Origin of the sequence: Blastococcus sp. MG754426 (genome assembly GCF_021699055.1) — a bacterium.
GTDB lineage: Bacteria > Actinomycetota > Actinomycetes > Mycobacteriales > Geodermatophilaceae > Blastococcus.
The window spans coordinates 1-26,507 of sequence record NZ_SSXC01000020.1 but is presented as its reverse complement, the minus strand read 5'-3'; the positions used below and the strand labels follow the sequence as shown (position 1 = coordinate 26,507).

General features: G+C 74.6%; 29 protein-coding genes and 1 tRNA gene. 6 read left to right on the top strand and 24 right to left on the bottom strand.

All coding sequences use genetic code 11. The features are described 5' to 3' along the window. Positions 1-45: 45 nt before the first annotated feature. Positions 46-450, top strand: a complete 405-nt coding sequence (locus E9549_RS09270) for an MmcQ/YjbR family DNA-binding protein (RefSeq protein ID WP_236826256.1) — start codon at positions 46-48, stop codon at positions 448-450. Between the two features lie 23 nt (positions 451-473). Here the strand turns inward: E9549_RS09270 and E9549_RS09265 are convergent, their stop codons facing one another. Next, positions 474-1,130 (bottom strand): NADPH-dependent F420 reductase, encoded by a 657-nt coding sequence (locus E9549_RS09265; protein ID WP_236826255.1) that lies wholly within the window; start codon positions 1,128-1,130, stop codon positions 474-476. Positions 1,131-1,376: 246 nt separating this feature from the next. Then, a tRNA-Asn gene (locus E9549_RS09260) sits at positions 1,377-1,449 on the bottom strand. A gap of 139 nt (positions 1,450-1,588) precedes the next feature. Between E9549_RS09260 and E9549_RS09255 the strand changes: the two genes are divergently transcribed. Then, a complete protein-coding gene (locus tag E9549_RS09255; protein WP_236826254.1) occupies positions 1,589-1,798 on the top strand; it encodes a hypothetical protein in 210 nt (69 codons plus the stop codon). Positions 1,799-1,811: 13 nt separating this feature from the next. On the opposite strand, the gene E9549_RS09250 is transcribed toward E9549_RS09255, so the two are convergent. From E9549_RS09250 to E9549_RS09235, 4 genes are read right to left on the bottom strand one after another with little or no spacing between them, the layout of a single operon-like run. Continuing rightward, complete coding sequence (locus E9549_RS09250; RefSeq protein ID WP_236826253.1) at positions 1,812-2,366, bottom strand: hypothetical protein; 555 nt, start codon at positions 2,364-2,366, stop codon at positions 1,812-1,814. Next, on the bottom strand, positions 2,363-4,252 hold the full coding sequence (gene dnaG / locus E9549_RS09245) for a DNA primase (protein WP_236826252.1): 1,890 nt from the start codon (positions 4,250-4,252) through the stop codon (positions 2,363-2,365). The genes E9549_RS09250 and dnaG overlap by 4 nt, the downstream gene beginning before the upstream one ends. After that, positions 4,252-4,761, bottom strand: coding sequence for a hypothetical protein (locus E9549_RS09240; protein WP_236826251.1), 510 nt, complete (start codon positions 4,759-4,761; stop codon positions 4,252-4,254). The genes dnaG and E9549_RS09240 overlap by 1 nt, the downstream gene beginning before the upstream one ends. An 11-nt stretch (positions 4,762-4,772) precedes the next feature. Beyond that, complete coding sequence (locus E9549_RS09235) at positions 4,773-5,396, bottom strand: YdcF family protein (RefSeq protein ID WP_236826250.1); 624 nt, start codon at positions 5,394-5,396, stop codon at positions 4,773-4,775. 127 nt (positions 5,397-5,523) lie between these two features. Here E9549_RS09235 and aztD point away from each other — a divergent pair, with 127 nt between their 5' ends. Further along, the gene (aztD, locus tag E9549_RS09230) at positions 5,524-6,843 is read left to right on the top strand and encodes a zinc metallochaperone AztD (protein WP_236826249.1); all 1,320 of its coding nucleotides are present in this window, start codon (positions 5,524-5,526) and stop codon (positions 6,841-6,843) included. Beyond that, on the top strand, positions 6,840-7,712 hold the full coding sequence (locus tag E9549_RS09225; protein ID WP_236826248.1) for a metal ABC transporter substrate-binding protein: 873 nt from the start codon (positions 6,840-6,842) through the stop codon (positions 7,710-7,712). The genes aztD and E9549_RS09225 overlap by 4 nt, the downstream gene beginning before the upstream one ends. A gap of 45 nt (positions 7,713-7,757) precedes the next feature. Here the strand turns inward: E9549_RS09225 and ppdK are convergent, their stop codons facing one another. From ppdK to dusB, 3 genes are all read right to left on the bottom strand, one after another. Further along, positions 7,758-10,457 (bottom strand): pyruvate, phosphate dikinase, encoded by a 2,700-nt coding sequence (ppdK, locus tag E9549_RS09220; RefSeq protein ID WP_236826247.1) that lies wholly within the window; start codon positions 10,455-10,457, stop codon positions 7,758-7,760. 149 nt (positions 10,458-10,606) lie between these two features. Beyond that, the gene (locus E9549_RS09215; protein ID WP_236826246.1) at positions 10,607-11,047 is read right to left on the bottom strand and encodes a hypothetical protein; all 441 of its coding nucleotides are present in this window, start codon (positions 11,045-11,047) and stop codon (positions 10,607-10,609) included. Next, complete coding sequence (gene dusB / locus E9549_RS09210; protein WP_236826245.1) at positions 11,044-12,186, bottom strand: tRNA dihydrouridine synthase DusB; 1,143 nt, start codon at positions 12,184-12,186, stop codon at positions 11,044-11,046. Before dusB ends, E9549_RS09215 begins: the two co-directional genes overlap by 4 nt. A gap of 244 nt (positions 12,187-12,430) precedes the next feature. Between dusB and E9549_RS09205 the strand changes: the two genes are divergently transcribed. Beyond that, complete coding sequence (locus tag E9549_RS09205; protein ID WP_236826244.1) at positions 12,431-13,513, top strand: type IV toxin-antitoxin system AbiEi family antitoxin domain-containing protein; 1,083 nt, start codon at positions 12,431-12,433, stop codon at positions 13,511-13,513. A gap of 117 nt (positions 13,514-13,630) precedes the next feature. On the opposite strand, the gene E9549_RS09200 is transcribed toward E9549_RS09205, so the two are convergent. From E9549_RS09200 to E9549_RS09165, 8 genes are all read right to left on the bottom strand, one after another. Then, positions 13,631-15,028 carry a glycine--tRNA ligase gene (locus tag E9549_RS09200; protein ID WP_236826243.1) on the bottom strand — a complete coding sequence of 466 codons (1,398 nt, stop codon included), beginning with the start codon at positions 15,026-15,028 and terminating at the stop codon, positions 13,631-13,633. A 73-nt stretch (positions 15,029-15,101) separates the two neighbouring features. Then, positions 15,102-15,473, bottom strand: coding sequence for an HNH endonuclease (locus E9549_RS09195; RefSeq protein ID WP_236826242.1), 372 nt, complete (start codon positions 15,471-15,473; stop codon positions 15,102-15,104). A 23-nt stretch (positions 15,474-15,496) separates the two neighbouring features. Then, entirely contained in the window at positions 15,497-15,772 is a 276-nt protein-coding gene (locus E9549_RS09190; RefSeq protein ID WP_236826241.1) for an antibiotic biosynthesis monooxygenase family protein, read from the bottom strand. A 70-nt stretch (positions 15,773-15,842) separates the two neighbouring features. Further along, a complete protein-coding gene (locus E9549_RS09185; RefSeq protein WP_236826240.1) occupies positions 15,843-16,601 on the bottom strand; it encodes a hypothetical protein in 759 nt (252 codons plus the stop codon). A 74-nt stretch (positions 16,602-16,675) separates the two neighbouring features. Beyond that, the gene (locus tag E9549_RS09180) at positions 16,676-17,440 is read right to left on the bottom strand and encodes an isoprenyl transferase (RefSeq protein WP_236826239.1); all 765 of its coding nucleotides are present in this window, start codon (positions 17,438-17,440) and stop codon (positions 16,676-16,678) included. Further along, complete coding sequence (gene recO, locus E9549_RS09175) at positions 17,430-18,218, bottom strand: DNA repair protein RecO (RefSeq protein ID WP_236826238.1); 789 nt, start codon at positions 18,216-18,218, stop codon at positions 17,430-17,432. The genes E9549_RS09180 and recO overlap by 11 nt, the downstream gene beginning before the upstream one ends. A gap of 1 nt (position 18,219) precedes the next feature. After that, a complete protein-coding gene (era, locus tag E9549_RS09170; protein ID WP_236826237.1) occupies positions 18,220-19,134 on the bottom strand; it encodes a GTPase Era in 915 nt (304 codons plus the stop codon). Between the two features lie 85 nt (positions 19,135-19,219). After that, positions 19,220-19,417 (bottom strand): hypothetical protein, encoded by a 198-nt coding sequence (locus tag E9549_RS09165; protein ID WP_236826236.1) that lies wholly within the window; start codon positions 19,415-19,417, stop codon positions 19,220-19,222. Positions 19,418-19,543: 126 nt separating this feature from the next. Between E9549_RS09165 and E9549_RS09160 the strand changes: the two genes are divergently transcribed. Next, positions 19,544-20,131 carry a hypothetical protein gene (locus tag E9549_RS09160; protein WP_236826235.1) on the top strand — a complete coding sequence of 196 codons (588 nt, stop codon included), beginning with the start codon at positions 19,544-19,546 and terminating at the stop codon, positions 20,129-20,131. Here E9549_RS09160 and E9549_RS09155 read toward each other — a convergent pair. The 7 genes from E9549_RS09155 to E9549_RS24105 form a co-directional block, all read right to left on the bottom strand. Continuing rightward, positions 20,128-20,460: a cytidine deaminase gene (locus E9549_RS09155; protein WP_236826234.1), complete on the bottom strand. Its 333-nt coding sequence runs from the start codon at positions 20,458-20,460 to the stop codon at positions 20,128-20,130. The genes E9549_RS09160 and E9549_RS09155 overlap by 4 nt on opposite strands. Before the next feature lie 6 nt (positions 20,461-20,466). Further along, positions 20,467-21,825, bottom strand: coding sequence for a hemolysin family protein (locus E9549_RS09150; protein ID WP_236826233.1), 1,359 nt, complete (start codon positions 21,823-21,825; stop codon positions 20,467-20,469). Beyond that, positions 21,822-22,325: an rRNA maturation RNase YbeY gene (ybeY, locus tag E9549_RS09145; RefSeq protein WP_236826232.1), complete on the bottom strand. Its 504-nt coding sequence runs from the start codon at positions 22,323-22,325 to the stop codon at positions 21,822-21,824. The genes E9549_RS09150 and ybeY overlap by 4 nt, the downstream gene beginning before the upstream one ends. A 5-nt stretch (positions 22,326-22,330) precedes the next feature. Continuing rightward, the gene (locus E9549_RS09140; RefSeq protein ID WP_236826231.1) at positions 22,331-23,443 is read right to left on the bottom strand and encodes a PhoH family protein; all 1,113 of its coding nucleotides are present in this window, start codon (positions 23,441-23,443) and stop codon (positions 22,331-22,333) included. A 136-nt stretch (positions 23,444-23,579) separates the two neighbouring features. Further along, positions 23,580-24,404, bottom strand: coding sequence for an enoyl-CoA hydratase/isomerase family protein (locus tag E9549_RS09135; protein WP_236826230.1), 825 nt, complete (start codon positions 24,402-24,404; stop codon positions 23,580-23,582). Between the two features lie 26 nt (positions 24,405-24,430). Beyond that, positions 24,431-25,117: a response regulator transcription factor gene (locus E9549_RS09130; RefSeq protein ID WP_236826229.1), complete on the bottom strand. Its 687-nt coding sequence runs from the start codon at positions 25,115-25,117 to the stop codon at positions 24,431-24,433. Then, positions 25,114-26,253 carry a sensor histidine kinase gene (locus E9549_RS24105; protein ID WP_236826228.1) on the bottom strand — a complete coding sequence of 380 codons (1,140 nt, stop codon included), beginning with the start codon at positions 26,251-26,253 and terminating at the stop codon, positions 25,114-25,116. Before E9549_RS24105 ends, E9549_RS09130 begins: the two co-directional genes overlap by 4 nt. Between the last annotated feature and the right edge of the window lie 254 nt (positions 26,254-26,507).

Here is a 26,507-nt window from a genome sequence, read left to right as displayed (position 1 = left end):
CGGGCACCCTCCCACCCGCGGGCCCTGCGGGGCCACACTGCGGGGGTGGCGACCTGGGACGACGTCCGGCGGCTCGTCTCGGGGCTGCCGGAGACCGACGAGCACCCCTCGTACGGCGGGCACCCCTCGTGGCGGGTGCGCGGGAAGGCGTTCGTGTGGGCGCGGCCGCTCCGGCAGGGGGAACGGGCGGCGCTCGGCGACGCGGCGCCGGACGAGGACGAGCCGCTGCTGGGGGTGCGCGTGGCGGACGAGGGCGAGAAGGCCGCGCTGCTCGCGTCGGCGCCCGCCGCCTTCCTCACCACCCCGCACTTCGCCGGGTACCCCGTCGTCCTGGTGCGGCTCGAACGCATCCCGGCCGGGGAGCTCACCGAGCTGGTGGAGGAGGCCTGGCGTACACGGGCGCCGAGGCGCCTGGTCGCCGACCTCGACGGCCGTCGCGGTCCCACCTGACCCGGCCCGGGCCCCCGATCAGGTCAGGCGCGCCACTCCGCGGTCCGCTCAGGGCTCGCCTGCGCCAGCAGTCGACGGACGCCGTCCGCGTCAGCGGTGGCGCCGTACACCGGTGTGCCGGGCTGCTGCCGCCACGAACCGTCGAGATCGCCGGCATCGACCCCGTCGAAGCCCAGCTCGTCGAGCAGGTCGATCACCACCTGCTTGGCGGCGGCGTCGTCGCCGGCCACGGGGAGCGCCCGGCGGTCCGGTGCCCCTGCGGGCCGGCCGGCGTCGAGCAGGTGCTGGGCGTAGATGCCGTTGAACGCCTTGACGACCGGGCGCCCGAGCTGGTCGGCGACCCACCGGCTCTCCGTCGTCCCGTCCTCGATGGGGACGATCCGACCGTCGCGCTGCGGGTAGTAGTTGCCCGTGTCGACGACGACAGCACCCGGGGCCGCGCCGTCGAGCACCCCGGCGGGGAGGTCGGGCACGCTGCGCTGCGGGACGGCCACCACGACGACCTCGGCGTCCCGGGCGGCCTGCTCGACCGGGACGGCGGTGGCGCCGGTCTCGGCGGCGAGCTCCGCGAGGGTCCCGGGGCCGCGTGAGTTGGCCACGGATACGTCGTGCCCAAGGGCGGCGAGCCTCCGGGTGAGGTTGCCGCCGATGTTGCCCGCGCCGATGATGCCGATCTTCATCTGTGCTCCTCCGGGCCGGTCGGCGGCACCGTCCGGGTTCCGCCATGTCGGGGTCCGTCCCGCCACCGACAACCGCGAGGAGGGCCCGGCTGCTTCCCGGTCACCCGCAGGGGGCGCCCGTCAGGTCACCGGCGGCCCGGCCGCGTGACCCGGCCCTCGACGGAGCGTCGGCCGCGCCGGTCGCTCTGGCAGGGAGGACGCGAACAGCCCTGTGCGGCCTCGTCGATGCGGCGGAGCCCGGTGCTGCTCCCCCGATTGGACTCGAACCAATAACCCTGCGATTAACAGTCGCATGCTCTGCCAATTGAGCTACGGGGGATCAGCGGGCGCGACCCGCTGGCGCCGACGAGACTACCCCACGCCCCGAGCCCGCCCGAGGGTGGCTCGCGGACGGCGGCGCGATGCTCGCCACAGGTACCGTGTCCGCTGTTCACCGCCCGTTCACGCAGGAGGTTCCCGTGGCCAAGCTGTCGTTCCTCGCCGGATTCGGCGCCGGCTACGTGCTGGGGTCGCGGGCCGGCCGCGAGCGCTACGAGCAGATCCGCCGCGCCTGGGAGCACGCCAAGGACGACCCGCGCCTGCAGAGCATCGCGGGCATCGCGCAGGCCAAGGCCGACGACGCGGTCTCGACGCTGAAGTCCCAGCTGGGCAGCGAGCCCCAGCGCTGAGCCGCCGGCCGGTTCAGTCCGGCTGCTCGGCGGCGAGCGCCTCGGTGAGCTTGCGCCGCGCGATGTCGCGGGCCACCGGGTCGTCGCGGTCGGCGTCGTCGTCGAACACGACGGTCCACTCCCGGGCCGCCTGACCCGGGACCCGCCGGGCCACCAGCAGCAGACCGCCCCGATCGGGCAGCGGGCTGCGCCGGCTGGTCACGATGGTCTGGTCGACCCGCCGGCGCACGGTCGCCGGGAGGTCGCCGGCATCGGTGAGCACGTGCCGCACGGCGGGCAGCCGGGCCTGCACGCCGGGCTCCACCTCGGTCAGCGGCGTCACGGTGAAAGATCCGCCGCCGTCGGTGGTCGAGGCCCAGCGGGCGTGCCCCACCTCGTGCCACGGGAGCACACCGCCCTCGGCGCCCGGGCCGACCGTCCGCAGGCCGCGGGAGGTGGCCACCAGCCAGCCGGCGCCGCGCGCGAGGACGCCCCAGGCGAGCACCCGCTCGTCGGGGTCGGCCACCGCCGCCCGGACCTCCTCCGGGGGCCGCGCGAACCGGCGCCGGAGGCTCTCCACCAGGTTCACGAGGCGATCCCGCCCATCGCGCGCTCGCGCAGCGACCGCGCCTGCTGCTCCAGGGCGACGAGCTGCCCGAAGACCTTCGTGTACTCCTCGGCCTGCTCCACCGGGTTCATCCGCTGCAGCCGGCCCTTGAGCGCGGCCACCTGGCGCACGGTGGCCATCTCCTGGAGCCGGGCGAGGATGGCGTTGACGTAGGAGGGGTCGCACTCGCCGGTGACCGAGCGCATCGGCTCCACCGCCAGCGCGGTCAGCAGCGCGCGGGCGCTCTCCCGCTCGCAGTGCGCGGCCACCTGGTCCAGCCACGCCGGCCCGGTCACCGTCACCCCGCCGGCGCCGCCCGCCCCGGTCACCGCCGCGGCGACGGCGGCGTAGTCGGGGTCGGTGTAGGCGGCCGGCGGGACGGCGTCGAACGCCGGACCCGCGTACTCGGGTGCCTGCAGCGCCGCCTTGACGGCCTCCCGCTCGACGGCGACCGCGGCGTCGTCCGGCGTGCGCTTGGGGGCGCGCGGGCGGCCCCGCGAGGACGCCCCTCCCCCGTCGCCGGTCAGCCGCCGCACCCGCTCGAGCACCTCGGCCTCGTCGGTGTTGCCGATCATCCCGGCGAGCTCCCGGGCGTAGGCCGGGCGCAGCGCGTGGTCCTTGATGCCGGCGACCAGGGGGGCGGTCTTCTCCAGCGCGGCGACCCGGCCCTCCACGGTGTCGAGGTCGTAGCCGGCCAGCGTCGTGCGCAGCACGAAGGCGATCAGCGGCGTGCGCCGGGCGACCAGGTCCCGGACGGCGGCGTCGCCCTGCTCCTGGCGCAGCTCGCACGGGTCGCGCCCCTCGGACTCGACCGCGACGAACGTCTGCCCGACGAAGCGCTGGTCCTCGGCGAAGGTCTTCATCGCCGCCGCCTGGCCGGCCGCGTCGCCGTCGAAGGTGTAGACCACCTCGCCGCGGAACTCGTCCTGGTCCATCAGCAGCCGGCGCAGCACCCCGATGTGCTCGGCGCCGAAGGCGGTGCCGCAGGAGGCCACCGCCGTCGTCACCCCGGCCAGGTGGCAGGCCATCACGTCGGTGTAGCCCTCGACGACGACGGCCTGGTGCCGGCGGGCGATGTCGCGCTTGGCGCGGTCGATGCCGTAGAGCACCGAGCTCTTCTTGTAGAGCGGCGTCTCCGGGGTGTTGAGGTACTTGGGGCCCGGGTCGTCGTCCATGAGCTTGCGGGCGCCGAAGCCGATGACGTCGCCGGTGATGTCGCGGATCGGCCACACCAGCCGGCGGTGGAAGCGGTCGATCAGCGTGCCGCGGGAGGACTCCTTCGCCAGGCCCGCCGTCACCAGCTCGGCCTGGGTGAAGCCCTTGGCGCGCAGGTGGCGGGTCAGCGCGTCCCAGCCGCCGGGGGCGTAGCCGCAGCCGAAGTCCAGCGCGGCCTGCCGGTCGAAGGCGCGGTCGGCGAGGAACTGGCGGGCGGGCGCGGCCTCCGGGGTGCCGAGCTGCTCGGCGTAGAACGCGGCCGCGGCGGTGTTGGCGGCGACCAGGCGCGCCCGCTGACCGACCGAGGCGCGGTCGGGGCCGGCGGTCGGCCGCCCGCCGTCGTCCTCGTACTTCAGCTCGATGTTGGCGCGGCCGGCGAGCAGCTCCACGGCCTCGGTGAACGACAGGTGGTCGATCTGCTGGACGAACGAGATGACGTCGCCGCCCACCCCGCAACCGAAGCAGTGGAAGAGGTTTCTCGACGGCGTGACCTGGAAGGACGGCGTCTTCTCGTCGTGGAACGGGCACAGGCCCTTGAGGCTGCCGCCACCGGCGCGCTTGAGCTGCAGGTGCTCGCCGACGACCTCGTCGATCTTGCTGCGCTCGCGCACCAGCGCGATGTCCGCGGCGCGGATGCGTCCCCGGCCGGCCATCAGCTGCTCCCCCCGACCACGGCCACCCCGACCGCGCCGGCCACCACGGCGGTGTTGCGGCGGGACAGCACCAGCTCCACCCACAGCAGGAAGACCTGGTGGGGCAGCGGCACCGACGGATCGGCGTCGAGCGTGGGCCGCGGCGACCAGCCACCGGTCGTCCCCGTCTCCGCGACCGGCCGACCCCCGGCGGTGTAGCGGTGCGTGCCCTTCCACACCGAGGCGTTCTCCCGCTCGACGACGACGCCGTCGAGGTCGAGCGCCCAGCTGCCCTTCCAGAACGACGTCTGCCGGGCACGCAGCCGGGCGGTGCCGGCGGGGTCGACGTCCCAGCGGCCGGTGAGCACGCCCTTCTCCTTGGCGAACACCCAGGATCGGTCGCCGACGAGGGCCGTCGCCGCCTCGCGCCAGTTCTCCGCCCGCAGGCTCGCCACGAGCGCACCGCCCGACAGGACGGGGACCACGCCCTTGCCCACGCCGGAGGTGCCGGCCTTGCCCAGTTCGAGCACCGCGTCCTCCCTCAGCCGATGCCGGGTGCGCCGGCGACGCTCTCACCGGTCACGCGGTAGAGCAGGTAGGCAGCAGTCTCCCGCAGGATGTACCGGACCTGGGTGGCGCGGGTCTGCACGGCCGGCCCCTGGCGGGTCGGGGAGCTCTCCGCCTCCATGCCGGCATCCTCGGCCATGCGCTCGGCGCGCATCGCGTGCCAGGGGTCGGTGACCAGGACGGCCCGCTCCCAGCCCCGCTCGGCGAAGGCCGCACCGACCACCCGCATGCTCTCCAGGGTGTCCACGCCCTCGGGGACCGCGAGCAACGCCTCGGCGGGCACCCCGGCGCCGGCCAGGTAGTCGCGACCCGCCTCGGCCTCGGTGAACTGGTCACCGGCGGCCTTGCCACCCACGGTCACGACGACCGGCGCGACGCCCTGCTCGTAGAGCGCCAGCGCGTGCTCCAGCCGGGCCTCGAAGATCGACGACGGCACGCCGTTGTACTGGGCGGAGCCGAGGACCACGATCGCGTCGGACTGCGGCCGGGCGTCCTGCCGGGCCGTCCACCAGATGGCGAGGGCGGTCGAGGCCACGAAGAGCACGGCGGCCAGCACGCCGGCCCCCGCCACCCGCGCCAGCAGACTCCGCACACCCACGCGTCATGGGTACCACGCGGGACCGACCTCCCGCGGCTCCCGGGGGCGTGCGCCCCGCCGGCTCCGGCACACCCCTAAATGAGAATGATTCTCGCTCTTGGTTAAGGTCTGCACGTCCCGTCCCCCCGTGAAGGAGCACCCCGTGCGCCCCCTGGCCACCCTCCGCACCACCGCCCTCGCGGCGGTCGTCCCGCTCGCCGCCGTCACCGGCTGCGCGTCCACCGATCCCGGCGGCACCGCCGCGCCCGCGGCGGAGACCACGACCGCCGCCGCCGAACCCGTCGAGGTGGGGGCGAACAAGCCCCGCCTGGCCGTCACCTACGACGGCGGGCTGCTGGTGGTGGACGCCACCACCCTGGAGGTGCTCGCCGACGAGCCCCTCGACGGCTTCAACCGGCTCAACCCCGCCGGCGACGGCCGCCACTTCCTCGTCTCCACGCAGGGCGGCTTCCGCCTCCTGGACGGCGGGGCCTGGGCCGAGCCGCACGGCGACCACTCGCACTACTACACCGTCGCCCCCCGGCTGACCGACGTGCTCTTCGAGGCCGAGACGCCGGGGCACGTGGTGGCGCACGCCGGTCGCACCGTGCTCTTCGACGACGGCACCGGCGAGGTCACCGCCTTCGACAGCGCCCACATCGCCGACGAGGACGTCGAGCTCGCCCGGTTCTCCACCCCGGAGGCCCACCACGGCGTCGCCGTCGAGCTCGAGGACGGCACGATGCTGGTCTCCGAGGGCACCGAGGAGTCGCGCAGCGGCGTCCGCATCCTCGACGCCGACGGCGAGGAGATCGCCGCCCGCGACGACTGCCCCGCCGTCCACGGCGAGACCGTGGCAGCCGACGAGGCGATCCTCATCGGCTGCCAGGACGGCGCCGTGCTGCACACCGGCGGCGAGCTGACCAAGATCCAGAGCCCCGACGAGTACGGGCGGATCGGCAACCAGTTCGGCACGGACGGGTCGCCGATCGTGCTGGGCGACTACGAGCGCAGCGCCGAGGACCGGTCCAGCACCGTCGCGCTGATCGACACCACGACCGCGGAGCTGCGCCTGGTCGACCTCCCCGCGCCGTACTGGTACCGCTCCTTCGGACGCGGGCCGGACGGCGAGGGCCTGGTGCTCACCTACGACGGCGCCCTGCAGGTGATCGACCCGACCACCGGCACGATCACCCGCTCCATCCCCGTCACCGGCCCCTGGGAGGAGTCCCAGGACTGGCAGGACCCGCACCCGCAGGTCTTCGTGGTCGACGGCATGGCGTACGTGACCGAGCCGGCCACCCAGCAGGTCCACGCGGTCGACGTCGAGGGCGGCGAGGTCTGGAAGAGCGGCGACCTGGGGGTGACGCCCATCGAGCTCGCCGGGGTCTCGGGTGACGCCGAGGAGCACGCCGCCCACGAGCACGACGGCGAGGAGCACGACGAGCACGACGAGAAGGGCGAGTGACCGGCGCCGGCGCCGCGCGGAGGGCGGCCCTCGCCGGGCTGGTCGTCTGCGCGCTCTCCGGCTGCGGCGGGAGCCCCGCCGGGGCCTCGGACGGGTCGCTCGACGTCTTCGTCTCGTCCTACCCGCTGGAGTACGTCGCCGAGGAGGTCGGGGGCGAGCACGTGGCGGTCGCGAACCTCGTCCCGCCCGGCGGTGACAGCCACGGGCTGGAGCCGGCGCCCCGTGACGTCGCGGCGCTGGGAGAGGCGGACCTGGTGGTCCACCTCTCCGGTGGGCTGCAGCCGGCCGTCGACGAGGTCCTGGAGCAGCAGCCGCCCGAGCACCTCGTGGACGCCGCCGGCGTGGCCGACCGCGGACCGGACCCGCACTTCTGGCTGGACCCGCTCCGGCTGGCCGAGCTCGGGCGGCAGGTGGCCGACGAGCTGGCCGCGCTCGACCCCGACCACGCGGCGAACCACACCGCGTCGGCCGACCGGCTGGCGGACTCGCTGGCCCGGCTGGACCTGGAGTACGCCGAGACCCTGGCCCCCTGCCGGGGCGCCACGCTGCTGGCGACCCACGAGGCGTTCGGCTACCTCACCGACCGGTACGGGCTGCGCCAGGTGGGGGTGGCCGGCCTCGACCCGCAGGTGGAGCCGCCGCCGAACCGGGTACGGGCCGCCGCCGACGCCGTCCGCCGGTCGGGGGCGCGCACCATCTTCTTCGACACGGCGGCGGGGTCGTCGGTGGCGGAGGTGCTCGCCGCCGACCTGGGGCTGGGGACCGACGTCCTCCACCCCATCGAGAGGGTGACGGCCGAGCAGACCTATCCCGGGCTCATGGCCGCCAACCTGGCCGCCCTGCAGCGCGGTCTGGTCTGCACCGGCTGACGGCTGACCCCCGGCCGGTTCCCGACCGGCCGGAGGGCCGCTCCCTCAGGAGCCCACGTGCTCCGCGCCGAGGGCGGCCCGCCCCGCCTCCAGCCGCGCCACCGGCACCCGGAACGGCGAGCAGGAGACGTAGTCCAGCCCGACCTCGTGGAAGAAGTGCACCGAGTCGGGGTCGCCGCCGTGCTCCCCGCAGACGCCGAGCTTGAGGTCCGGCCGCGCCGCCCGACCTTTCTCCGCACCGAGGCGCACCAGCTCGCCGACGCCGTCGCGGTCCAGCGACTCGAACGGCGAGATGCCGAAGATGCCCTTGTCCAGGTACTGGTGGAAGAACGCGGCCTCGACGTCGTCGCGGGAGAAGCCCCACGTCATCTGGGTGAGGTCGTTGGTGCCGAAGCTGAAGAACTTCGCGTGCTCGGCGATCTCGCCGGCGGTCAGCGCGGCGCGGGGTACCTCGATCATGGTGCCGATCAACGGGCGCACGTCGATGCCGCACTCCTCGCACACCTCGGCGAGCACCCGCTCGGCCTCCTCGCGGATGGCCTCGAGCTCCTGCACCGCGCCCACCAGCGGGATCATGATCTCCGGGCGAGGGTCGCCGCCGGCCGCCTTCCGCTCGCAGGCCGCCTCGGCGATGGCGCGCACCTGCATGGCGAACAGCCCCGGCACGACCAGGCCCAGCCGCACCCCGCGCAGGCCCAGCATCGGGTTGGACTCGTGCAGCCGCCGGACGGCGGCCAGCAGGCGCAGGCTGCCCTCGTCGGGCTCACCCCGCTCCTCGGCCACCGCCACCCGCACCGAGAGCTCGGTGAGGTCGGGCAGGAACTCGTGCAGCGGCGGGTCGAGCAGCCGGACGGTCACCGGCAGCCCGTCCATCGCCTCGAAGATCTCGAGGAAGTCCTGCTTCTGCAGCGGCTCCAGGGCGTCCAGCGCGGCCTGCCGCTCGTCGTCGCCGTCGGCCAGGATCAGCTTCTCGACGAGCTGCCGCCGGTCGCCGAGGAACATGTGCTCGGTGCGGCACAGCCCGATGCCGCGGGCGCCGAAGCGGCGAGCGCGGGCGGAGTCCTCCGGGGTGTCGGCGTTGGTGCGCACGTCCAACCGCCGCACGTCGTCGGCGTGGGTGAGGATCCGGTGGACGCTGCGCACGAGGTCGCCGGCGTCCTCGGACGCCGGGTTCAGCTCGCCCTCGAAGTAGCGGACCACCTCCGACGGCTCGACCGGCACCTCCCCGAGCCAGACCTTGCCGGTGGAACCGTCGATGGAGACGACGTCGCCCTCGCCCACCACCGTGCCGTCGGGGGCGGTGAAGCGCCTGGCCTTCGTGTCGACCTGCAGCTCCTCGGCGCCGCAGACGCAGGTCTTGCCCATCCCCCGGGCGACGACGGCGGCGTGCGAGGTCTTGCCGCCGCGGCTGGTCAGGACGCCCTCGGCGGCGATCATGCCGGAGAGGTCGTCGGGATTGGTCTCGCGGCGGACGAGCACGACCTTCTCCCCGCGCTGCGCCCACTCCACCGCCGTCTCCGAGGAGAAGACGGCCCTGCCCACCGCAGCGCCCGGCGAGGCGTTCATGCCCTGGGTGAGCTGCTGGGCGTCGCCGCCGGAGACGAACCGCGGGAACATCAGCTGCGCCAGCTGGTCACCGGTGACCCGGCGGACGGCCTCGTCCATGTCGATGAGGCCCTCGTCGACCAGCTGGGTCGCGATCCGGAACGCCGCGCCGGCGGTGCGCTTGCCCACCCGGGTCTGCAGCATCCAGAGCTTGGTGCGCTCGACGGTGAACTCGATGTCGCAGAGGTCGCGGTAGTGCTGCTCGAGGCGGCTCATGATGCCCATCAGCTCGCCGTAGGCGCCCGCGTCGATCCGCTCGAGGTCGCGCAGCGGCACGGTGTTCCGGATGCCGGCGACGACGTCCTCGCCCTGGGCGTTCTGCAGGTAGTCGCCGTAGACGCCCCCTTCCCCGGTCCCGGGGTCGCGGGTGAACGCCACGCCGGTGCCGGAGTCCATGCCGAGGTTGCCGAACACCATGGCGACGACGTTCACCGCGGTGCCCGCGTCGCCCGGGATGCGCTCGCGGCGGCGGTAGAGGATCGCCCGCTCGGAGTTCCACGAGTCGAAGACGGCGTTGATCGCCAGGTCCATCTGCTCGCGCGGGTCCTGCGGGAAGTCGCGGCCGGTGTGCTCGCGGACGATCGCCTTGAACCGGTCGACGACGTCGCGCAGGTGCCCGGCGTCCAGGTCGAGGTCGGACTCGGTGCCCTGCTCGCCCTTGACCGCGTCGAGGGCGTCGTCGAACTGCTCGCCGTCGATGCCCAGCACGGTCTTGCCGAACATCTGGATGAGCCGGCGGTAGGAGTCCCAGGCGAAGCGCTCGCTGCCCGACTGCTGCGCCAGACCCTGGACCGACTCGTCGTTCAGGCCGACGTTGAGGACGGTCTCCATCATCCCCGGCATGCTCGCCGCCGCCCCCGACCGCACCGACACCAGCAGCGGGTCGACCGGGTCGCCGAGGGTCTTGCCCATCGCCTTCTCCAGCGCCGCCAGGTGCTCGCTGACCTGGTCGGCGAGCTCGGGCGGGGTGCCGCCGTGCTCCAGGTAGTGGCGGCAGGCGTCGGTGGTGATGGTGAAGCCGGGCGGCACGGGCAGCCCGAGGTTGGTCATCTCGGCGAGGTTGGCGCCCTTGCCGCCGAGCAGGTCCTTCTGGTCCTTGCTCCCCTCGCTGAAGTCGTAGACCCACTTCACGTCTGCCACCCCGCGCACCTCCGCATCCGCCCGCACCGATCCATCTGGACAACAATGCCGTGCGGGGCGGACGTCCTAAACGTCTACCCCTGCGGCGTCCGTCGATCGTGGCGTACCGGCCGCGTCGGCGCGAGCCCTTCCCGGCGTGGCGCGGGTGGTCAGCCGATCCCGCAGATGCGCGGGCCGTCCTCGTTGACGACGGCGAGCTGCGCCGTCCCGCCGTCGTCCCAGCGGACGGTCACCTGCTGGACCCGGGCGCCCTCAGCCGGGTCGTCCCGGACCCCGGAGACCTCGGCCGAGCCGGGCCGGACGTACTCGGCCTCCATGCCGGTCGCGTCCAGCCGCCCCTGCTCCTCCTCGCAGAGCAGCGCGTACGCCGTCTCCGTGTCCCCGGCCGCCAGGGCCGCGTAGAAGACCTGGGTGACCTCGGTGGACTGGTCGGCCGGGGACCCCCGGACCACGTACAGGCCGGCGACCATCCCGCCGGCCAGCAGGACGACGCCGAGGATGCCGGCGATGAGCCAGCCCTGCCGCCGGCGCGGCGTGCCCGTGTGCAGCGGCGCCGGGCCGTCGTCGTAGAGGAAGGGGCCCTGCGTCATCCGCCGCTCGTCTCCAGTTCTGCCCCCGCCGGCGGGCGGGGGTCGTCGCGGTCGTCCAGCCAGCCCTCGGGCAGGGCGACCGGCCGCGGCGTGCTGGTGCGCCCGCGCGGCGCCCCCAGGACGGCGGTCGGGTAGGGCTGGTCGGGGATTCCGGCCAGCAGCTCGGCGAGCTCGTCGAGACGGCTGACCATGGCCAGCGCCCGGCGAACGTCGGAGCCGACGGAGAAGCCCTTGAGGTACCAGGCGACGTGCTTGCGGAAGTCGGTGCAGCCGTGCGGCTCGCCGTGCTCCTCGGCAAGCAGGGTGGCGTGCCGGTGCATGACCGCGGCGACCTCCCGCATGGTCGGCAGCGCCCGGCGGGCCTCCCCGGCGAAGGCGGCGGCCAGGTCGCCGAACAGCCACGGCCGGCCCAGGCAGCCCCGGCCGATGACGACCCCGGCGCACCCCGTCTCGGCGACCATGCGGAGTGCGTCGTCGGCCTCCCAGATGTCGCCGTTGCCGAGCACCGGGATGCCGACGGCCTCGACCAGCCGGGCGATCGGCGCCCAGTCGGCGGTGCCGCTGTAGAGCTGGTCGGCGGTGCGGCCGTGCAGCGTGATCGCGGCGGCGCCCTCGTCCTGCGCGATGCGGCCGGCATCCAGGTAGGTGACGTGGTCGGCGTCGATGCCGATGCGGGTCTTGACCGTGACCGGGACGTCCTGCGCGGCGCGCACGGCCGACCGCACGATGTCGCGCAGCAGCACGCGGCGCCAGGGCAGGGCCGAACCGCCGCCCTTGCGGGTCACCTTCGGCACCGGGCAGCCGAAGTTGAGGTCGATGTGCGCCGGGCGGGTGCCGGCGACACCCTCGTCCACCAGCATCTCGACCGCCCGGCCGACGGTGGCCGGGTCGACGCCGTAGAGCTGGACGGAGAAGGCGTCCTTCTCGTCGGCGGTCGCGCGGATCATCCGCAGCGTCTTCTCGTTGCGCTCGACCAGCGCCCGCGTGGTGATCATCTCGCAGACGTAGAGGCCCGCGCCGAACTCGCGGCACAGCGTGCGGAACGCCGGGTTCGTGATGCCGGCCATGGGCGCGAGCACCACGGCCGGGTCGACGACGAGCGTGCCCAGCTTGAGGGCAGGCAGGGGCGTCGTGTTCACGCCGTCCAGGGTAGGCGGCGACCTGCCGTGGTCACCCCGCCCCGGCCGGGCAGCTCTGCCGGTTCGCTCCCGGGTCGACCCGCCCGAGGGAAGGTCGAGCCGCAGGCGCCCGCGGCTTGACCTCGCCGCACCTGGCTGAAGCCGCACCCGACGCACGCTCCCCTCGCCGTCCACACGACAGGGGTGCATCCACAGCTGCCCGGGCGCCGGGTGCGGACCGAGCCGACGGTCCCAGCATCGGGGCATGCTCCGGACCGCTGCGGCCCCCATCTCCGTCACCGAGCCCGGTCGACGCCGGCTCGGGCTCCTCCCCACCGCCGAGCTCACCGCGGCCGGCGTCACGAAGGCCGAGATCGCCGCGGCCGTCCGCAGCGGCACCTGGACCAGGGTGCGGCCCGGCATCCTGATCTCCTCGGCCGACCTGGCGGAGGTCGAACGGACCGGACGACGGCCCGGCCTCGACGCCCTGGCCGTGACGACGCACCTCGCTCGCCCGTCGGCCGTCCTCAGCGGTGCCACGGCGGCATGGGTGTGGGGCCTGCCTCGGCCGCGGGTGACCACCCCGGTCGTGGAGCTGACCGATCCCCACCGGTGGCGGCGCGGTCAGGGCTGGCTGATGACCCGGGCGAGCCTTCCCGAGGACGAGATGACCGTGCGCGGGGCCTACTCGGTGACGACGGTGGCCCGCACGCTCGTCGACGTCGCCCGGGCCTGGCCGGAGGTGCACGCCGTCGCGGCGATGGATGCGGCCCTGCTGCGCGGGCTCACCACCCGTGCGGAGCTTCAGCGCGTCCTCGACCGGCAGTTCTGCGTCCCCGGCATCCCCCGCTCCGTCCGCGCGGTCCAGCTCGCCGACGGGCGCGCCGAGTCGTGGCTGGAGACGCTCGGCCGACTGACCTTCGCCGCGCTGGGTCTGCCGCCGTTCGTCCCGCAGGTGGAGCTGTGGGTCGGCGGACGGCTGGTGAAGGTCGTCGACGGCTGGTACCCCGGGCCAGCACTGGCCGTGGAGTTCGACGGGCGGGTCAAGTACGCGCGGCCGGCGTTCGGGCGAACTCCGGCCGAGGAGCTCTGGCAGGAGAAGCGTGACGAGGACCTGCTCAGGTCTCTCGGTGTCGCGTTCGTCCGAGTGGTCGGCGACGACCTCTCCGGCGGCCGGGGGGCGCTCGAACGACAGGTCCGGCGCTCCCTCGACCGCCCGGCACCGTCGGTGCGCGAGTTCCAGGAGGTCCCCCGGCCCGCCGGTCGGACGCGGACCGATGCGCCGCTCGACGACGGCTGGCTGGCCCGGGCCGACGACCTGGTCGGCGCCGCCCCGCCGTCGGCTTGACCCGGTTGCGGCAGGGTCGAGCCGAGGGCGCACGCGGCTCGACCCCGTCCCGCCCGGGTCCAGCCGGACGGGACGAAGTCGGACGGGGCGGCGAGCGGGGGCGAGAGGCTCAGGACCTCAGCAGCCGGGGAGCCGGGCCGCGAGGTAGGACTCGACCTGGTCCAGGGCCACGCGCTCCTGGCTCATCGAGTCGCGCTCGCGGACGGTCACGGCCTGGTCCTCGAGGGTGTCGAAGTCGACGGTGAGGCAGAACGGCGTCCCGACCTCGTCCTGGCGCCGGTAGCGGCGGCCGATGGCGCCGGCGTCGTCGAAGTCGACGTTCCAGTTCCGGCGCAGCGCGGCGGCGAGGTCGCGGGCCTTGGGCGAGAGGTCGGCGTTGCGGGACAGCGGCAGGACCGCGGCCTTCACCGGCGCCAGCCGCGGGTCCAGCTTGAGCACCGTGCGGGTGTCGACGCCGCCCTTGGCGTTGGGCGCCTCGTCCTCGGTGTAGGCCTCGATCAGGAAGGCCATCAGCGAGCGGGTCAGACCGGCCGCCGGCTCGATGACGTACGGCGTCCAGCGGGTGTTGCTGGCCTGGTCGAAGTAGGACAGGTCGGTGCCCGAGTGCTCGGTGTGGGTGGACAGGTCGAAGTCGGTGCGGTTGGCGATGCCCTCCAGCTCACCCCACTCCGACCCCTGGAAGCCGAAGCGGTACTCGATGTCGACGGTGCGCTTGGAGTAGTGGGAGAGCTTCTCCTTGGCGTGCTCGTAGTGCCGCAGGTTGTCCGGGTCGATGCCCAGGTCGGTGTACCAGCGGGTGCGCTCGTCGATCCAGTACTGGTGCCACTCCTCGTCGGTGCCGGGCTCGACGAAGAACTCCATCTCCATCTGCTCGAACTCGCGGGTGCGGAAGATGAAGTTGCCGGGGGTGATCTCGTTGCGGAACGACTTGCCGATCTGGCCGATGCCGAACGGGGGCTTCTTCCGCGCCGCACCCATCACGTTGGCGAAGTTCACGAAGATGCCCTGCGCGGTCTCCGGGCGCAGGTAGTGCAGGCCGGACTCGTCCTCGACCGGGCCGAGGTAGGTCTTGAGCATCATGTTGAAGTCGCGCGGCTCGGTCCACGCGCCCTTGGTGCCGCAGTTCGGGCAGGTGATGTCGGCCAGCCCGTTCTCGGGCGCCCGGCCCTTCTTCGCCTCGAACTCCTCCTCGAGGTGGTCGGCGCGGAACCGCTTGTGGCAGCTCTGGCACTCGGTGAGCGGGTCGGTGAAGACGCCGACGTGGCCCGAGGCGACCCAGGTCTGGCGCGGGAGGATGACCGAGGAGTCCAGACCCACGATGTCGTCCCGGCTCTGGACGACGGTGCGCCACCACTGGCGCTTGATGTTCTCCTTGAGCTCGACGCCCAGCGGGCCGTAGTCCCAGGCGGAGCGCGTACCGCCGTAGATCTCCCCGGACGGGAACACGAAGCCCCGTCGCTTGCAGAGGTTGACGACCTTGTCGAGGCGGGCGGCGTCGTGCTTGGCGGTGCTCACGGGGAGGGGGCTCCATCCGGCTGGCGGTCGGCGGTTGACCTGCCCACGGTAGTTGGCCGGGAACCCGCCCCCGTCAGTCGGTGGCCCCGGCCGGCCCCGGGCCGAAGAGCAGCGCGAGGGAGGCCCGTATCTCGGCGTGCCGCACGAGGAAGGCCCGCTCGTCCAGCCGCTTGCGGCGCATCCACCCCGTCACCTCGTCGTTGCACTTGCTCGCGTTGCACGAGCCGCACGCCGGGACGACGTTGCCGGACGTGTAGCGCCCACCGCGCGAGATCGGGAGCACGCAGTCGCGCTGCAGCGGCCGGCCGGTGGCCCCGCAGTAGGCGCAGCCACCCCACGCGTGCTCCAGCGCGGCCCACTGCTGGTCGCTCAGGTCGTGCTCGACGGCGTCCAGGCGGCGCCTGCGCCGGCGGGCGTAGCGGGCGGTGCGGGTGCGGCTGACCACGGGCCGACCGTAGGCGCTGGGCGTCACTCGGTGAGGTAGGCGCCCGGCTCGTCGAGGGCGTGCACCCACACCGGTGCCCCGGCGATCTTCACCTCGGCCGCCGAGAGCCCGCGCCGGTAGGCCCCGACTCCGTCCCAGCGGGTCACCAGCGCCCACAGCGTCGGGTCGTCGGCCGACCGGCCCACCTCACCGCCGCGGAAGCCGGGCCGGTCGCCCAGCGCCGCCAGCAGCCCGGCCACCGCCTCGGCGAGCGCCTCCGCCTGCCCGGCGGTCACCCGCAGCCGCGTCACCGCGAACACCCGTGCCTCCCCCGTCCGCCGTCACCGGCGTGCTCCGTTCCCGTCCCGCCGTGGCCGGCGTCCCCAGCGATCAGTAGAAGTCGCAGACAGCGCCGTCCTCGTCGACGTGCACGAGCAGCAGGAACGGCTCGCCGTCGTCGAGCTCCAGGGTGAACGAGGCCACGTCGGTCGCGGACTGCGCCTGGTGCTCGATCCCCTCCACGGTGCCGCCGGTGAAGCCCTGCCCGCCCAGGGTGTCGCTGCGGAAGTAGTCGCCCAGCACCTGCGCCGGGTCCTCGTCCGCCGCCGCGGCGGCGGACGCCGCCTCCTGCACCTCGGGGCAGGAGAGGTCGTAGGCGGTCCGGAAGTCGCCCTGCCCCATGGCCTCCACCCAGGCGAGCGCGACCTCCGCCGAGGCGGGGTACAGCCCTGCGTCCGCCGGCACGGTCCCGCCGAGCCGGGCACCGCCGGGCAGCTCACCGGTCCCGCCCACCGGCGACGTCGACGACCGGGCCGGCTGCTCCTGCCCGGTGGTCAGGACGGCGCCCCGGCCGCCGCGCTGGTCCCCGGCCTCGCCGTCCAGGAGGAACAGCAGCAGGGTGCCCAGGCCGGCGACGAGCAGGACGGCGGCACCGATCAGCCACGGCAGCAGCGTGCGCTTCCGCGGGCGACGAGGCGGCGCCCCCGGCCCCCCGCCGTGCCCGGGCGGGCCGTACGGCGGCGGCCCGACCGGGGCGGCCGGGAACGGCGCGCCGGGCGCGGCCCAGCCGGGGGCGTTCCCTGTCGCACCCTCCCGTCCGTCCGGGTCCGGGGGGCCGGCGCGGTGGCTCCCCGACGGTGGCTGCGTCATGGCGATCGCTCTTCTGCTCGGTACCTCCGCGGACCGTTGCCCCCGGCTGAGCAAAAACCTACGTGCCGGTGGCCTCAGGCGGAACCGAACCGGCGCTGCCGGGACGCGAACTCCTCGCACGCCGCCCACAGGTGCCGGCGGTCGAAGTCGGGCCAGAGCGTGTCGAGGAAGACGAACTCGGCGTAGGCGGACTGCCAGAGCAGGAAGTTGCTGGTCCGGTTCTCCCCCGAGCTCCGCACGAAGAGGTCGACGTCCTCCATGTCCGGCTCGTCCAGGAACCGGGCGACCGTGGCCTCGTCGACCTTGTCCGGGTTCAGCCGCCCCGCGGCGACCTCGCGGGCGATCGCGGCCGCGGCGTCGGCGATCTCCGCCCGCCCCCCGTAGTTCACGCACATGGTGAGGGTGAGGACGTCGTTGTCGCGGGTGAGCTCCTCGGCGATCTCCAGCTCCTTGATGACGCTGCGCCACAGCCGCGGCCGGCGCCCCGCCCAGCGGACCCGGACCCCGAGCTCGTGCATCTCGTCGCGGCGACGGCGGATCACGTCGCGGTTGAAGCCCATGAGGAAGCGCACCTCCTCCGGGCTGCGCCGCCAGTTCTCCGTGGAGAAGGCGTACGCACTGATCGCCTTGACGCCCAGCTCGATCGCGCCCTCGACGCAGTCGAACAGCGATGACTCGCCCGCCTCGTGCCCGGCGGTGCGGGGCAGGCCGCGCTGCTTGGCCCAGCGGCCGTTGCCGTCCATGACCAGGGCGATGTGCCGGGGCACCTTGTCCTTCGGCAGCTGCGGCGGCCGGACGCCGGACGGGTGCGGGTTGGGGGCCTTGACCTCACGCCTCATGCAGCAGGCTCATCTCCCGGCGGGGCGCCGACTCGGTGCGGTCCACCAGCGGCAGCGAGCGCAGCCCGCGCTCCAGGTGCCACTGCAGCAGCGCGGCGACCAGTCCGCTGCCCTCCCGCCGGTTGGTGCCCTGGCTCGCCTCGGCGCGGGGCCAGTCGCCGGTCAGCAGCGCGTCGAGCAGCTCGATGGTCACCGGGCTGGGCATCGCCGAGCCGGTCGGGCGGCAGGCCGGGCAGACGGTTCCGCCGGCGGGCACGGAGAAGTGCCGGTGCGGGCCGGCCTCACCGCACCGGGCGCAGTCGGCCAGCGCCGGCTCCCAGCCGGCCACCGACATCGCCCGCAGCAGGAAGGCGTCGAGCACCAGCGGCGCGGGGTGGGCCCGCTCCCCCAGCGCCCGCAGCGCGCCGACGACGAGGAGGAACAACCGCAGCGAGGGCTCCTTCTCCTCGGCGGTGAGCCGGTCGGCGGTCTCCAGGACGGCGGTGCCGGCGGTGTAGGCCGGGTAGTCGGCGACGATCTCCTGGCCGTAGGCGCGGATCGACTCCACCTGGCTCACGATGTCCAGGTTCCGGCCGGTGTAGAACTGCACGTCGACGTGGGTGAACGGCTCGAGCCGGGCGCCGAACTTGCTCTTGGTCCGGCGCACGCCCTTGGCCACCGCGCGCACCTTGCCGTGCCGGCGGGTGAGCACGGTGATGATCCGGTCGGCCTCGCCGAGCTTCTGCGTGCGCAGGACGATGCCCTCGTCCCGGTAGAGCGCCTTCGGGGTGGTGCTCACCTCAGTAACCCAGCCGGTTGAGCTTCTTCGGGTCGTCCTGCCACTCCCCGAGCACGGTGACGTGCAGCTCCAGGTGCACCCGCGCGTCCAGCAGCGCCTCCATGCCCTGGCGCGCCTCGGTGCCGATCGCCTTGATGACCGACCCGCCCTTGCCCAGCAGCATCGGCTTCTGGCTGGGCCGCTCGCAGTGCAGCAGCGCGTGCACCTCGACCAGCTCCCGCCCGGCCCGCTTGGGGTCGGGACGGCGGTTGACCTCCTCGATGGTGACCGCGAGCGAGTGCGGCACCTCCTGGAACACCTTCTCCAGCGCGGCCTCGCGCACCAGCTCGGCCAGCTGCCGCTCGGTGTCCTCGTCGGTGGTCTGCTCCTCCGGGTAGAGCGGCGGCCCCTCCGGCAGCAGCCCGACCAGGAGGTCCTCCAGCAGCTCCACCTGGTCGCCCTTGACGGCGCTGACCGGCACCACCTCGGCGGCCTCGACCAGCTGGCTGGCTGCCACCAGCTGCTCGGCCACCTGCTTCTTCGCGGCGGCGTCGGTCTTGGTGACGACGACGACCACCGGCGCCCGCACCTCCCGCAGCTGGCGGGCGATGAAGCGGTCACCCGTGCCGACGGGCTGGTCGGCCGGGACGCAGAACACGACGACGTCGACGTCGGCCAGCGTGTCGCGCACGACGTCGTTGAGCCGGCGGCCCAGCAGCGACCTGGGCTTGTGCAGCCCCGGGGTGTCGACCAGCACGACCTGCCCGCCGGGCCGGTGGACGACACCGCGGATGGCGTGCCGGGTGGTCTGCGGCCGGTTGCTGACGATGCCGACCTTCTCGCCGACCATCGCGTTGGTCAGCGTGGTCTTGCCGGCGTTGGGGCGCCCGACCAGGGCGACGAAGCCGCTGCGGTAGGGCTGGTCAGGGTCGGTCACACCGGTCAGTCTCCCACCGGTCGCCGACAAGCCCGCGCCCCGGCGGACGACGGCACGACGGGGGCACGGCGGGGCACGGCCGGCGTCAGGACCAGGGGCGGCCCATCCGGTCGCGCCGCCCGGCGTCGAGCCGGCCGAGCACCCGGGCGCCGGCCAGCACCTCGCGGGTCAGCCTGCGCCCGGCCTCCGGCCACGACCACGGCAGCGACCCCTGCCGCGCGCCGGGGCCGGCCAGCGCCCGCAGCACCAGGAGCGCCAGCAGCAGGAAGAGCAGCGTCGTCACGGCTCGACGGTCCCCCGCGTCGCCCGCGCGCGGAAGCGGCAGGCAGGACGAGATGCGCAGCGTTCCTGCCACCGGCTGCCGCGCTCCCCCGGACCGGACCCCGCTCCGGCTGGGAGGATCGATGCCGTGGCAGGACGACAGCGGAACAGGGCGCGGCCACCCCGCGCGGCGGCGGACCGCGCCCGGCGGGCGCACGTCGAGCAGGTGCGCGGGCACCGGTTCATCGCCGGCTGGGGCCCGAAGCGGACGGCGACCGTCGTCCCCGCCCCGCTGCGGTACTGGCAGTACCGGCCGGGGGGTCCGTACGCGGCCGGCGCGGCGGTGCTCGTCGTCGTCCTGTGGCTGGGCCTGTTCGGCTGGCTCGCCGGCTCGGACGCGGTGCGCGACGAGTTGCCGCTGGCGCTCGTCGCCGGGATCGCGGTGTACGTGCTGAACGCCCGCCGGGTCACCGTCTCCGACCACGGGCTCTCCTTCGACGTGGCCGGCAGCCGGACCGATCCGCGGGCCGTCGTCCCCTCCGCGCTGGTGCAGGAGGTGCACGCCGGCCGCACCCCGGAGGACTGGCCGCGCCCGGAGAAGCGCGGCGGGTGGCTGCCGGGGCGCAGCCGGGTCGCCGTCCGGCACCTCGACGACGACGGCGAGCGGGCCCTCACCCTGTGGGTGCGGGACCCGGCCGCGTTCGCCGACGCCCTCGGGGTGCCGCTGACCCGTTAGGCGGAGGCGCGCAGGGCGCCGTCCGGCCCGGCCAGGTGCACGGGCGCGCCGGCGGTGAGGTCGCGGACGGCGGCCAGCCCGGCGGGCTCCACCGCCTCGGCGGCGGAGACGACGACGGCGGCCTCCAGCCCCTCGACCCCGCTGGAGACGGCCGCGGCGACGGCGGCCTGGAGCGCGGTGAGCGTCAGCGACGGCAGCGCCACGCTGGCCGCGACGTAGGTGCGGCCGTCGGTGTCGCGCACCGCCGCACCCTCGGTGGCGCCGGTGCGGGCGCGCGCGGACCGGGCGAGCGTGACGAGCTTCGCGTCCTCGGGGTGCAGATCAGCCACGGTGGTTCAGCTTTCCACGCCGGCGGGCTGCTCCGCGCGGGTGGCCCCCGACGCCTGCGGCTCGTCGGCGCCCTCGTCGTCGTCCTCCGAGGGCTCGGGCAACCGGCACACCAGCATGGTGTCGATCCGGTTGCGCCGCCCGCCGGTGCTCTCGGCGACCAGCCGCAGCCCGGCGACCTCGGCCGCGGCGCCCTCGATCGGCACCCGCCCCAGCTCGCGGGCGAGCAGGCCGCCGACGGTCTCCACGTCGTCGCCCTCGGGCAGCTCCACGCCGGGGAAGAGCTGGGCGAGGTCCTGCACCGGCAGGCGGGCGGTGACCCGGGCCGAGCCGTCCTCGAGCTGCTCGATCTCCGGCCGCTGGAAGGCGTCGTGCTCGTCGGCGATCTCGCCGACGATCTCCTCGAGGATGTCCTCGATGGTGACCAGGCCGGCGAACCCGCCGTACTCGTCGACCACGATCGCGATGTGGATCCGCTGCGCCTGCATGTCCCGCAGCAGCTCGTCGACCGGCTTGGACTCCGGGACGAACGTCGGCGGACGCATCAGCTCCTCGACCCTGGGCCCGTTGCGGTCCTGGGCGTTCTGCGAGCGGCGGACCAGGTCCTTGAGGTAGACGACGCCGACGACGTCGTCGACGTTCTCGCCGATCACCGGGATGCGGCTGAAGCCGCTCCGCAGCGCCAGGGCCAGCGCCTGGCGGACGGTCTTGGTGCGCTCGATCCAGACGACGTCGGTGCGCGGGACCATCACCTCGCGGGCGATGGTGTCGCCGAGCTCGAACACCGAGTGGATCATGTTGCGCTCGCCGGACTCGACGACGCCGCGCTCCTCGGCCATGTCGACCAGCTCGCGCAGCTCCACCTCGGAGGAGAAGGGGCCGTCGCGGAAACCGCGGCCGGGGGTGATCGCGTTGCCGACCAGGATCAGCAGGGTCGCCACGGGGCCCAGCACCCGGCCCAGCAGCCGGACGACACCCGCGGTGGCCAGCGCGGTGCCGTATGCGTGCTGCCGGCCGAGGGTGCGCGGGCCGACGCCCACCAGCACGTAGCTGACCACGGTCATGACACCCGCGGCCACGAGCACCGCCTGCAGGGTGCTGTCCCACAGGTCGAAGAAGAGGAGCGCCACGATCACCGCGGCGACCATCTCGCAGAGGATCCGCAGCAGCAGGAGCAGCGAGACGTGCCGCGCCCGCTCGGCGACGACCTCCTCCAGGCCCGCCGCCCGCTTCACGCCGTCGCGGCGCAGCTCCTCCACGCGCGCCTTCGAGACCCGCTGGAGGGCGGCTTCCATCGCACCGAACAGTCCGGCGAGGGGGATGAGGCAGATGGCGACCACCAGGCTGGTGATCGAGCCGGCTGTCATCGGGAACCGGTCTCCTTGACCACCGGCGCCCCGGTCACCGGCTCACGGGGAGCGGCGCGCCAGGCGTCGATGAGCTTCGACTGGAGGCCGAACATCTCCTTTTCCTCCTCGGGCTCCATGTGGTCGTAGCCCAGCAGGTGCAGCACCCCGTGGGTGGCCAGCAGCACCAGTTCGTCGTCCATGGAGTGCCCGGCGGCGCGCGCCTGCCGGACGGCGACGGCGGGGCACAGCACGATGTCGCCGAGCAGGGCCGGCCCGGGCTCGGGGTCGTCGGGCCGGCCGCTGTCGAACTCGTCCATGGGGAACGCCAGCACGTCGGTGGGGCCCTTCTCGCCCATCCACCGCTCGTGCAGGCTGCTCATGTAGTCGGGGTCGACGCAGAGCACGGAGAGCTCGGCCATCGGGTTGATCTTCATCTCGCCGAGCACGAAGCGGCAGACGCCGGCCAGTTCCGCCTCGTCGACCGCGATCTCGGACTCGTTGGACACCTCGACGGGCACGGTGGTCAGCTCCCCTGCCGGCGCGGCCGGGCGGTACGGGCCGGCGCACCGGCGGCCGATCGGGTGGTGGGCGCCTGGCGGGTCGCGTCCCAGCGCTCGTAGGCGTCGACGATGTCGCCGACGAGCCGGTGGCGGACGACGTCGGTGCTGGTCAGGTTGGCGAAGTGGACGTCCTCGATGCCGTCGAGGATCTCGCGGACGATCTTCAGCCCGCTCTGCGCGCCGCCGGGCAGGTCGACCTGCGTGACGTCACCGGTGACGACGATCTTGGACCCGAAACCGAGCCGGGTGAGGAACATCTTCATCTGCTCGGCCGTGGTGTTCTGGGCCTCGTCGAGGATGACGAACGCGTCGTTCAGGGTCCTTCCCCGCATGTAGGCCAGCGGCGCGACCTCGATGGTGCCCGACTGCATGAGCCGCGGGATCGACTCCGGGTCGACCATGTCGTGCAGCGCGTCGTAGAGCGGCCGCAGGTAGGGGTCGATCTTCTCGGAGAGGGTCCCGGGCAGGTAGCCCAGCCGCTCGCCGGCCTCGACGGCCGGCCGGGTCAGGATGATCCGGTTGACCTGCTTGGTGGTCAGCGCCTGCACCGCCTTGGCCATGGCCAGGTAGGTCTTGCCGGTGCCGGCCGGGCCGATGCCGAAGACGACGGTGTGCTGGTCGATGGCGTCGACGTAGCGCTTCTGGTTGAGCGTCTTGGGCCGGATCGTGCGGCCCCGGCGGCTGATGATGTCCAGGCTCAGCACGTCGGCCGGGCGCTCCGCGCCGCCGGCCTTGAGCATGCCGATGACCCGGCGCACCGAGTCCGGCCGGAGCACCTGGCCGGTGCCCAGCAGCGCGATCAGCTCGTCGAAGACGCGGACGGCGAAGGCGTTGTCGGCCGGCTGCCCGGTGACGGCGATCTCGTTGCCGCGCACGTGGACGTCGGCGTCGAGCTCGCCCTCCACGAGCCGGAGCAGCTCGTCGCCCGAACCGAGGAGGGCGACCATCGAGACCCCGTCGGGGACGGTGATGGTGGCCCGGACGGGCGCGGTGGAGGGGGTGGGCGGAGCGGCGAGCGTGCCGTCCGCCGCGGCTGCCTGCGCCGAGGCCTCACGCGACGTGGGCGCTCCTGGCACGGGGACGTTCGGGGAGGTGTCGGGCAAGAACCCTCGACCCTGCCTCTCTGCGACGGCGAGGTGCGGGGACCCGCACCGGTGACCCGCACGACTCTACCCGCGCCAGGCCACCCGGAACCCGCGTCGCCCGAAGGGGTCAGCGCCCGGTGTAGGTGGCCTTGCCCGGCCCGTCTGCCAGGAACGACGCGACGGCACCGCGCAGGTCGTCGGTGGCGAACAGCGGCCCGGAGATCTCCGGCACCAGCGCGTCCGCCGCCCGGGCGCCCTCGCGGACGGCGACGGTCGCCAGCCGCTTGGTGGCCGCGTGCGCCACGGTGGGCCCGGCCGCGACCCGCTGCGCGTACGCCCGCGCCGCCTCGGCGAAGCCCTCGTCGGGGAGCACCCGGTTCACCACGTTCCACCGCTCCAGGACGGCGGCCGGGTAGCGCTCGCCGGTGTAGATCAGCTCCTTGGCGCGGGCCGGGCCGGCCCGCTCGGCCAGCCGCTGGGGGCCGCCCATCGACGGGGTGAGGCCCACGACGATCTCCACGAGACCGAACGACGCCTTCTCGGCGGCCAGCAGGATGTCGCAGGACAGCGCCAGCTCGAAGGCGGCGGTGAGGCAGAGCCCGTGCGCGGCGAAGACCGTGGGCACGGGGAGGTCCTCGAAGGCGTTGGCCACCCGCAGCAGCCGGGCCCACAGCTCGCCGCCGCGCCGGGCCGGCTCCGGGCCCTCGGCGATGTCGCGGAAGTAGGTGACGTCCACCCCGCCGGAGACCACCTTGCCGCGGGCCTCGACGAGCACCGCGCGCGCCCGGTCGGCCCGCGCCGGGTCGGTCAGCTCCACCAGCTCGCCGGCCACCCGCTCGATCGCGTCGAACACCGCGGCGTCGAAGAGGTTCAGCGGCGGGTTCTCCAGCACGACGACGGCGACGTCGCCGTCCCGCTCGATCCGGACGGGGGCTGCGGTGGTCTCGGTCATGACGCCCAGCCTGGCAGCCGCGCCGGTCAGGGGCCCGGCGGGGTCGGCGTCCCGGGTGGCGTGAGGGGGACCAGGCCGCTCCGGAAGGCGAAGGCCACTGCCTGCACCCGGTCGCGCAGGTCGAGCTTGGTCAGCATCCGCGACAGGTAGGTCTTGACCGTGGCCTCCCCGAGGTACAGGCGGGCGGCGATCTCGGCGTTGGTCAGCCCCTCGGCCACCAGCCGCAGGACCTCGGTCTCCCGCGTGGTGAGGGTCGCCAGCGCGGCGGCCGACCGCGGGTCGGGCGCCGGCGCAGCGGCCGAGGCCCGGATCACCCGGAGGGTCACCGCCGGGTCGAGCAGGCCGTTGCCGGCGGCGACGGTGCGGACCGCCTGCAGCAGCTGCTCCGGCGGCGCCACCTTGAGCAGGAAGCCGCTGACCCCCGCGCGCATCGCCTCGGCCAGCGGTGCGTCCTCGTCGAACGTGGTCAGGACGACGACGGCGACCTCGGGCGTGGCGGTGGTGATCCGGCGGGCCGCCTCGATCCCGTCGCAGCGGGGCATCCGCACGTCCATCAGGACGACGTCGGGTCGCGTGCGGGTGACGACCTCGACCGCCGCCAGGCCGTCGGCGGCCTCGCCCACCACCTCGAGGTCGGGCTGGAACTCCAGGAGCATGCGCAGGCCCGCCCGCACCATCTCCTGGTCGTCGGCGAGGACCACCCGGATCGTCACCGGGCCTCCCGCACCGGGAAGCGGGCGTGCAGCCGGAAGCCGCCGTCGGCGCGGGGTCCGGCGTCGACCGCGCCGCCGAGGACGGCGACCCGCTCGCGGATGCCGATCAACCCGTGCCCGCCCACGCCCCGCGGCGCCGGTGACGGGCCCGGCCCCGGCCCGTCGTCCTCCACGCACAGCTCGAGGCCGGCCGCGTCGTGCCGGACGACGACCGTCGTGCGGACCGGGCCGGCGTGACGGAGCACGTTGGACAACGCCTCCTGCAGCACCCGGTAGGCGGAGACGTCGACGGCCTGCGGCAGCTCCCGCGGCTCGCCCTGCACCTCGAGGACCACCGGCAGCCCGGCCCCGCGGACCTCCTCGACCAGCTCCGGGACGCGGGCCAGCGACGGCGGGGCGGAGACGCCCTGCTCCTCGCGCAGCAGCCCCACCAGCCCGCGCAGCTCGTCGACCGCCTCCCGGCCGATCCGCTCCACCCCCGCCAGGACGCCGGCGGCCCGGTGGCCCGGGTCGAGCGTCGTCCGCAGCGCCCCGACCTGCAGGACCATGACGCTCACCGAGTGGGCCACCGAGTCGTGCACGTCGCGGGCGATCCGGGCGCGCTCGGCCGCCACGGCGGTGGCCTCTGCCACCTCGCGCTCGGCGTCGAGCCGGGCGGCGAGCCGGCCCAGCTGCTCCGCACGCTCGCGCGACCGCCGGGTCAGCACCCCGACGCCCCACGACCCCCACAGGAGCAGACCGAAGAACAGGTTCTCCCAGGCCTGCGACGGCGCCGCCCACAGGAGGATGCCCACCGTCGCCAGCACCTGGTCGGCGGCCGGCGCGGCCCACGAGCGGCGCGGCGGCTCCTGGCTGCCGGCCCACCCGGTGGAGAGCAGCAGCGCGAACAGCTGGGCGCCGTTCGGCCCGTCCAGCCCGGCGGCCGAGCCGACGGGGAACGTGAGGCCCACGACGAGCGCCGCCCCGACCGGCGACCACGGCGCGAGCGCCCCGGCGAGCCCGACCAGCGCGAGCACCCCCGCGGTCGCGGCGAACCCCGGCCCCCGGGGGTCGAGGAGGAACTCGGCCGCGCCGACGACCAGCACCGCCAGGGCACCGCCCCAGGGGACGGCGACGGTGCGCAGGAACGCGGGCACGGGCGGCCTCCGGCGGCGCGGACGGAACGGGCCCGCCGAGGATAGGGACGCCGCGCCCCCCGTCGGGTCCCCCGCGAGGTGGACACGACCGCGCGTCCCCCGTCCACCGGACGGCCGACGCAGGTCGAGCCCGCGGAGGGCAGCCGGCGACCGGGCCCCGCTCCTAGCTTCTCCGGCGACCCGACACCACCGCCGAGAGAGGCACCCACCGTGAGCACCGTCGTCCCCACCGCCCCCACCGCGCCGTCCCCCAC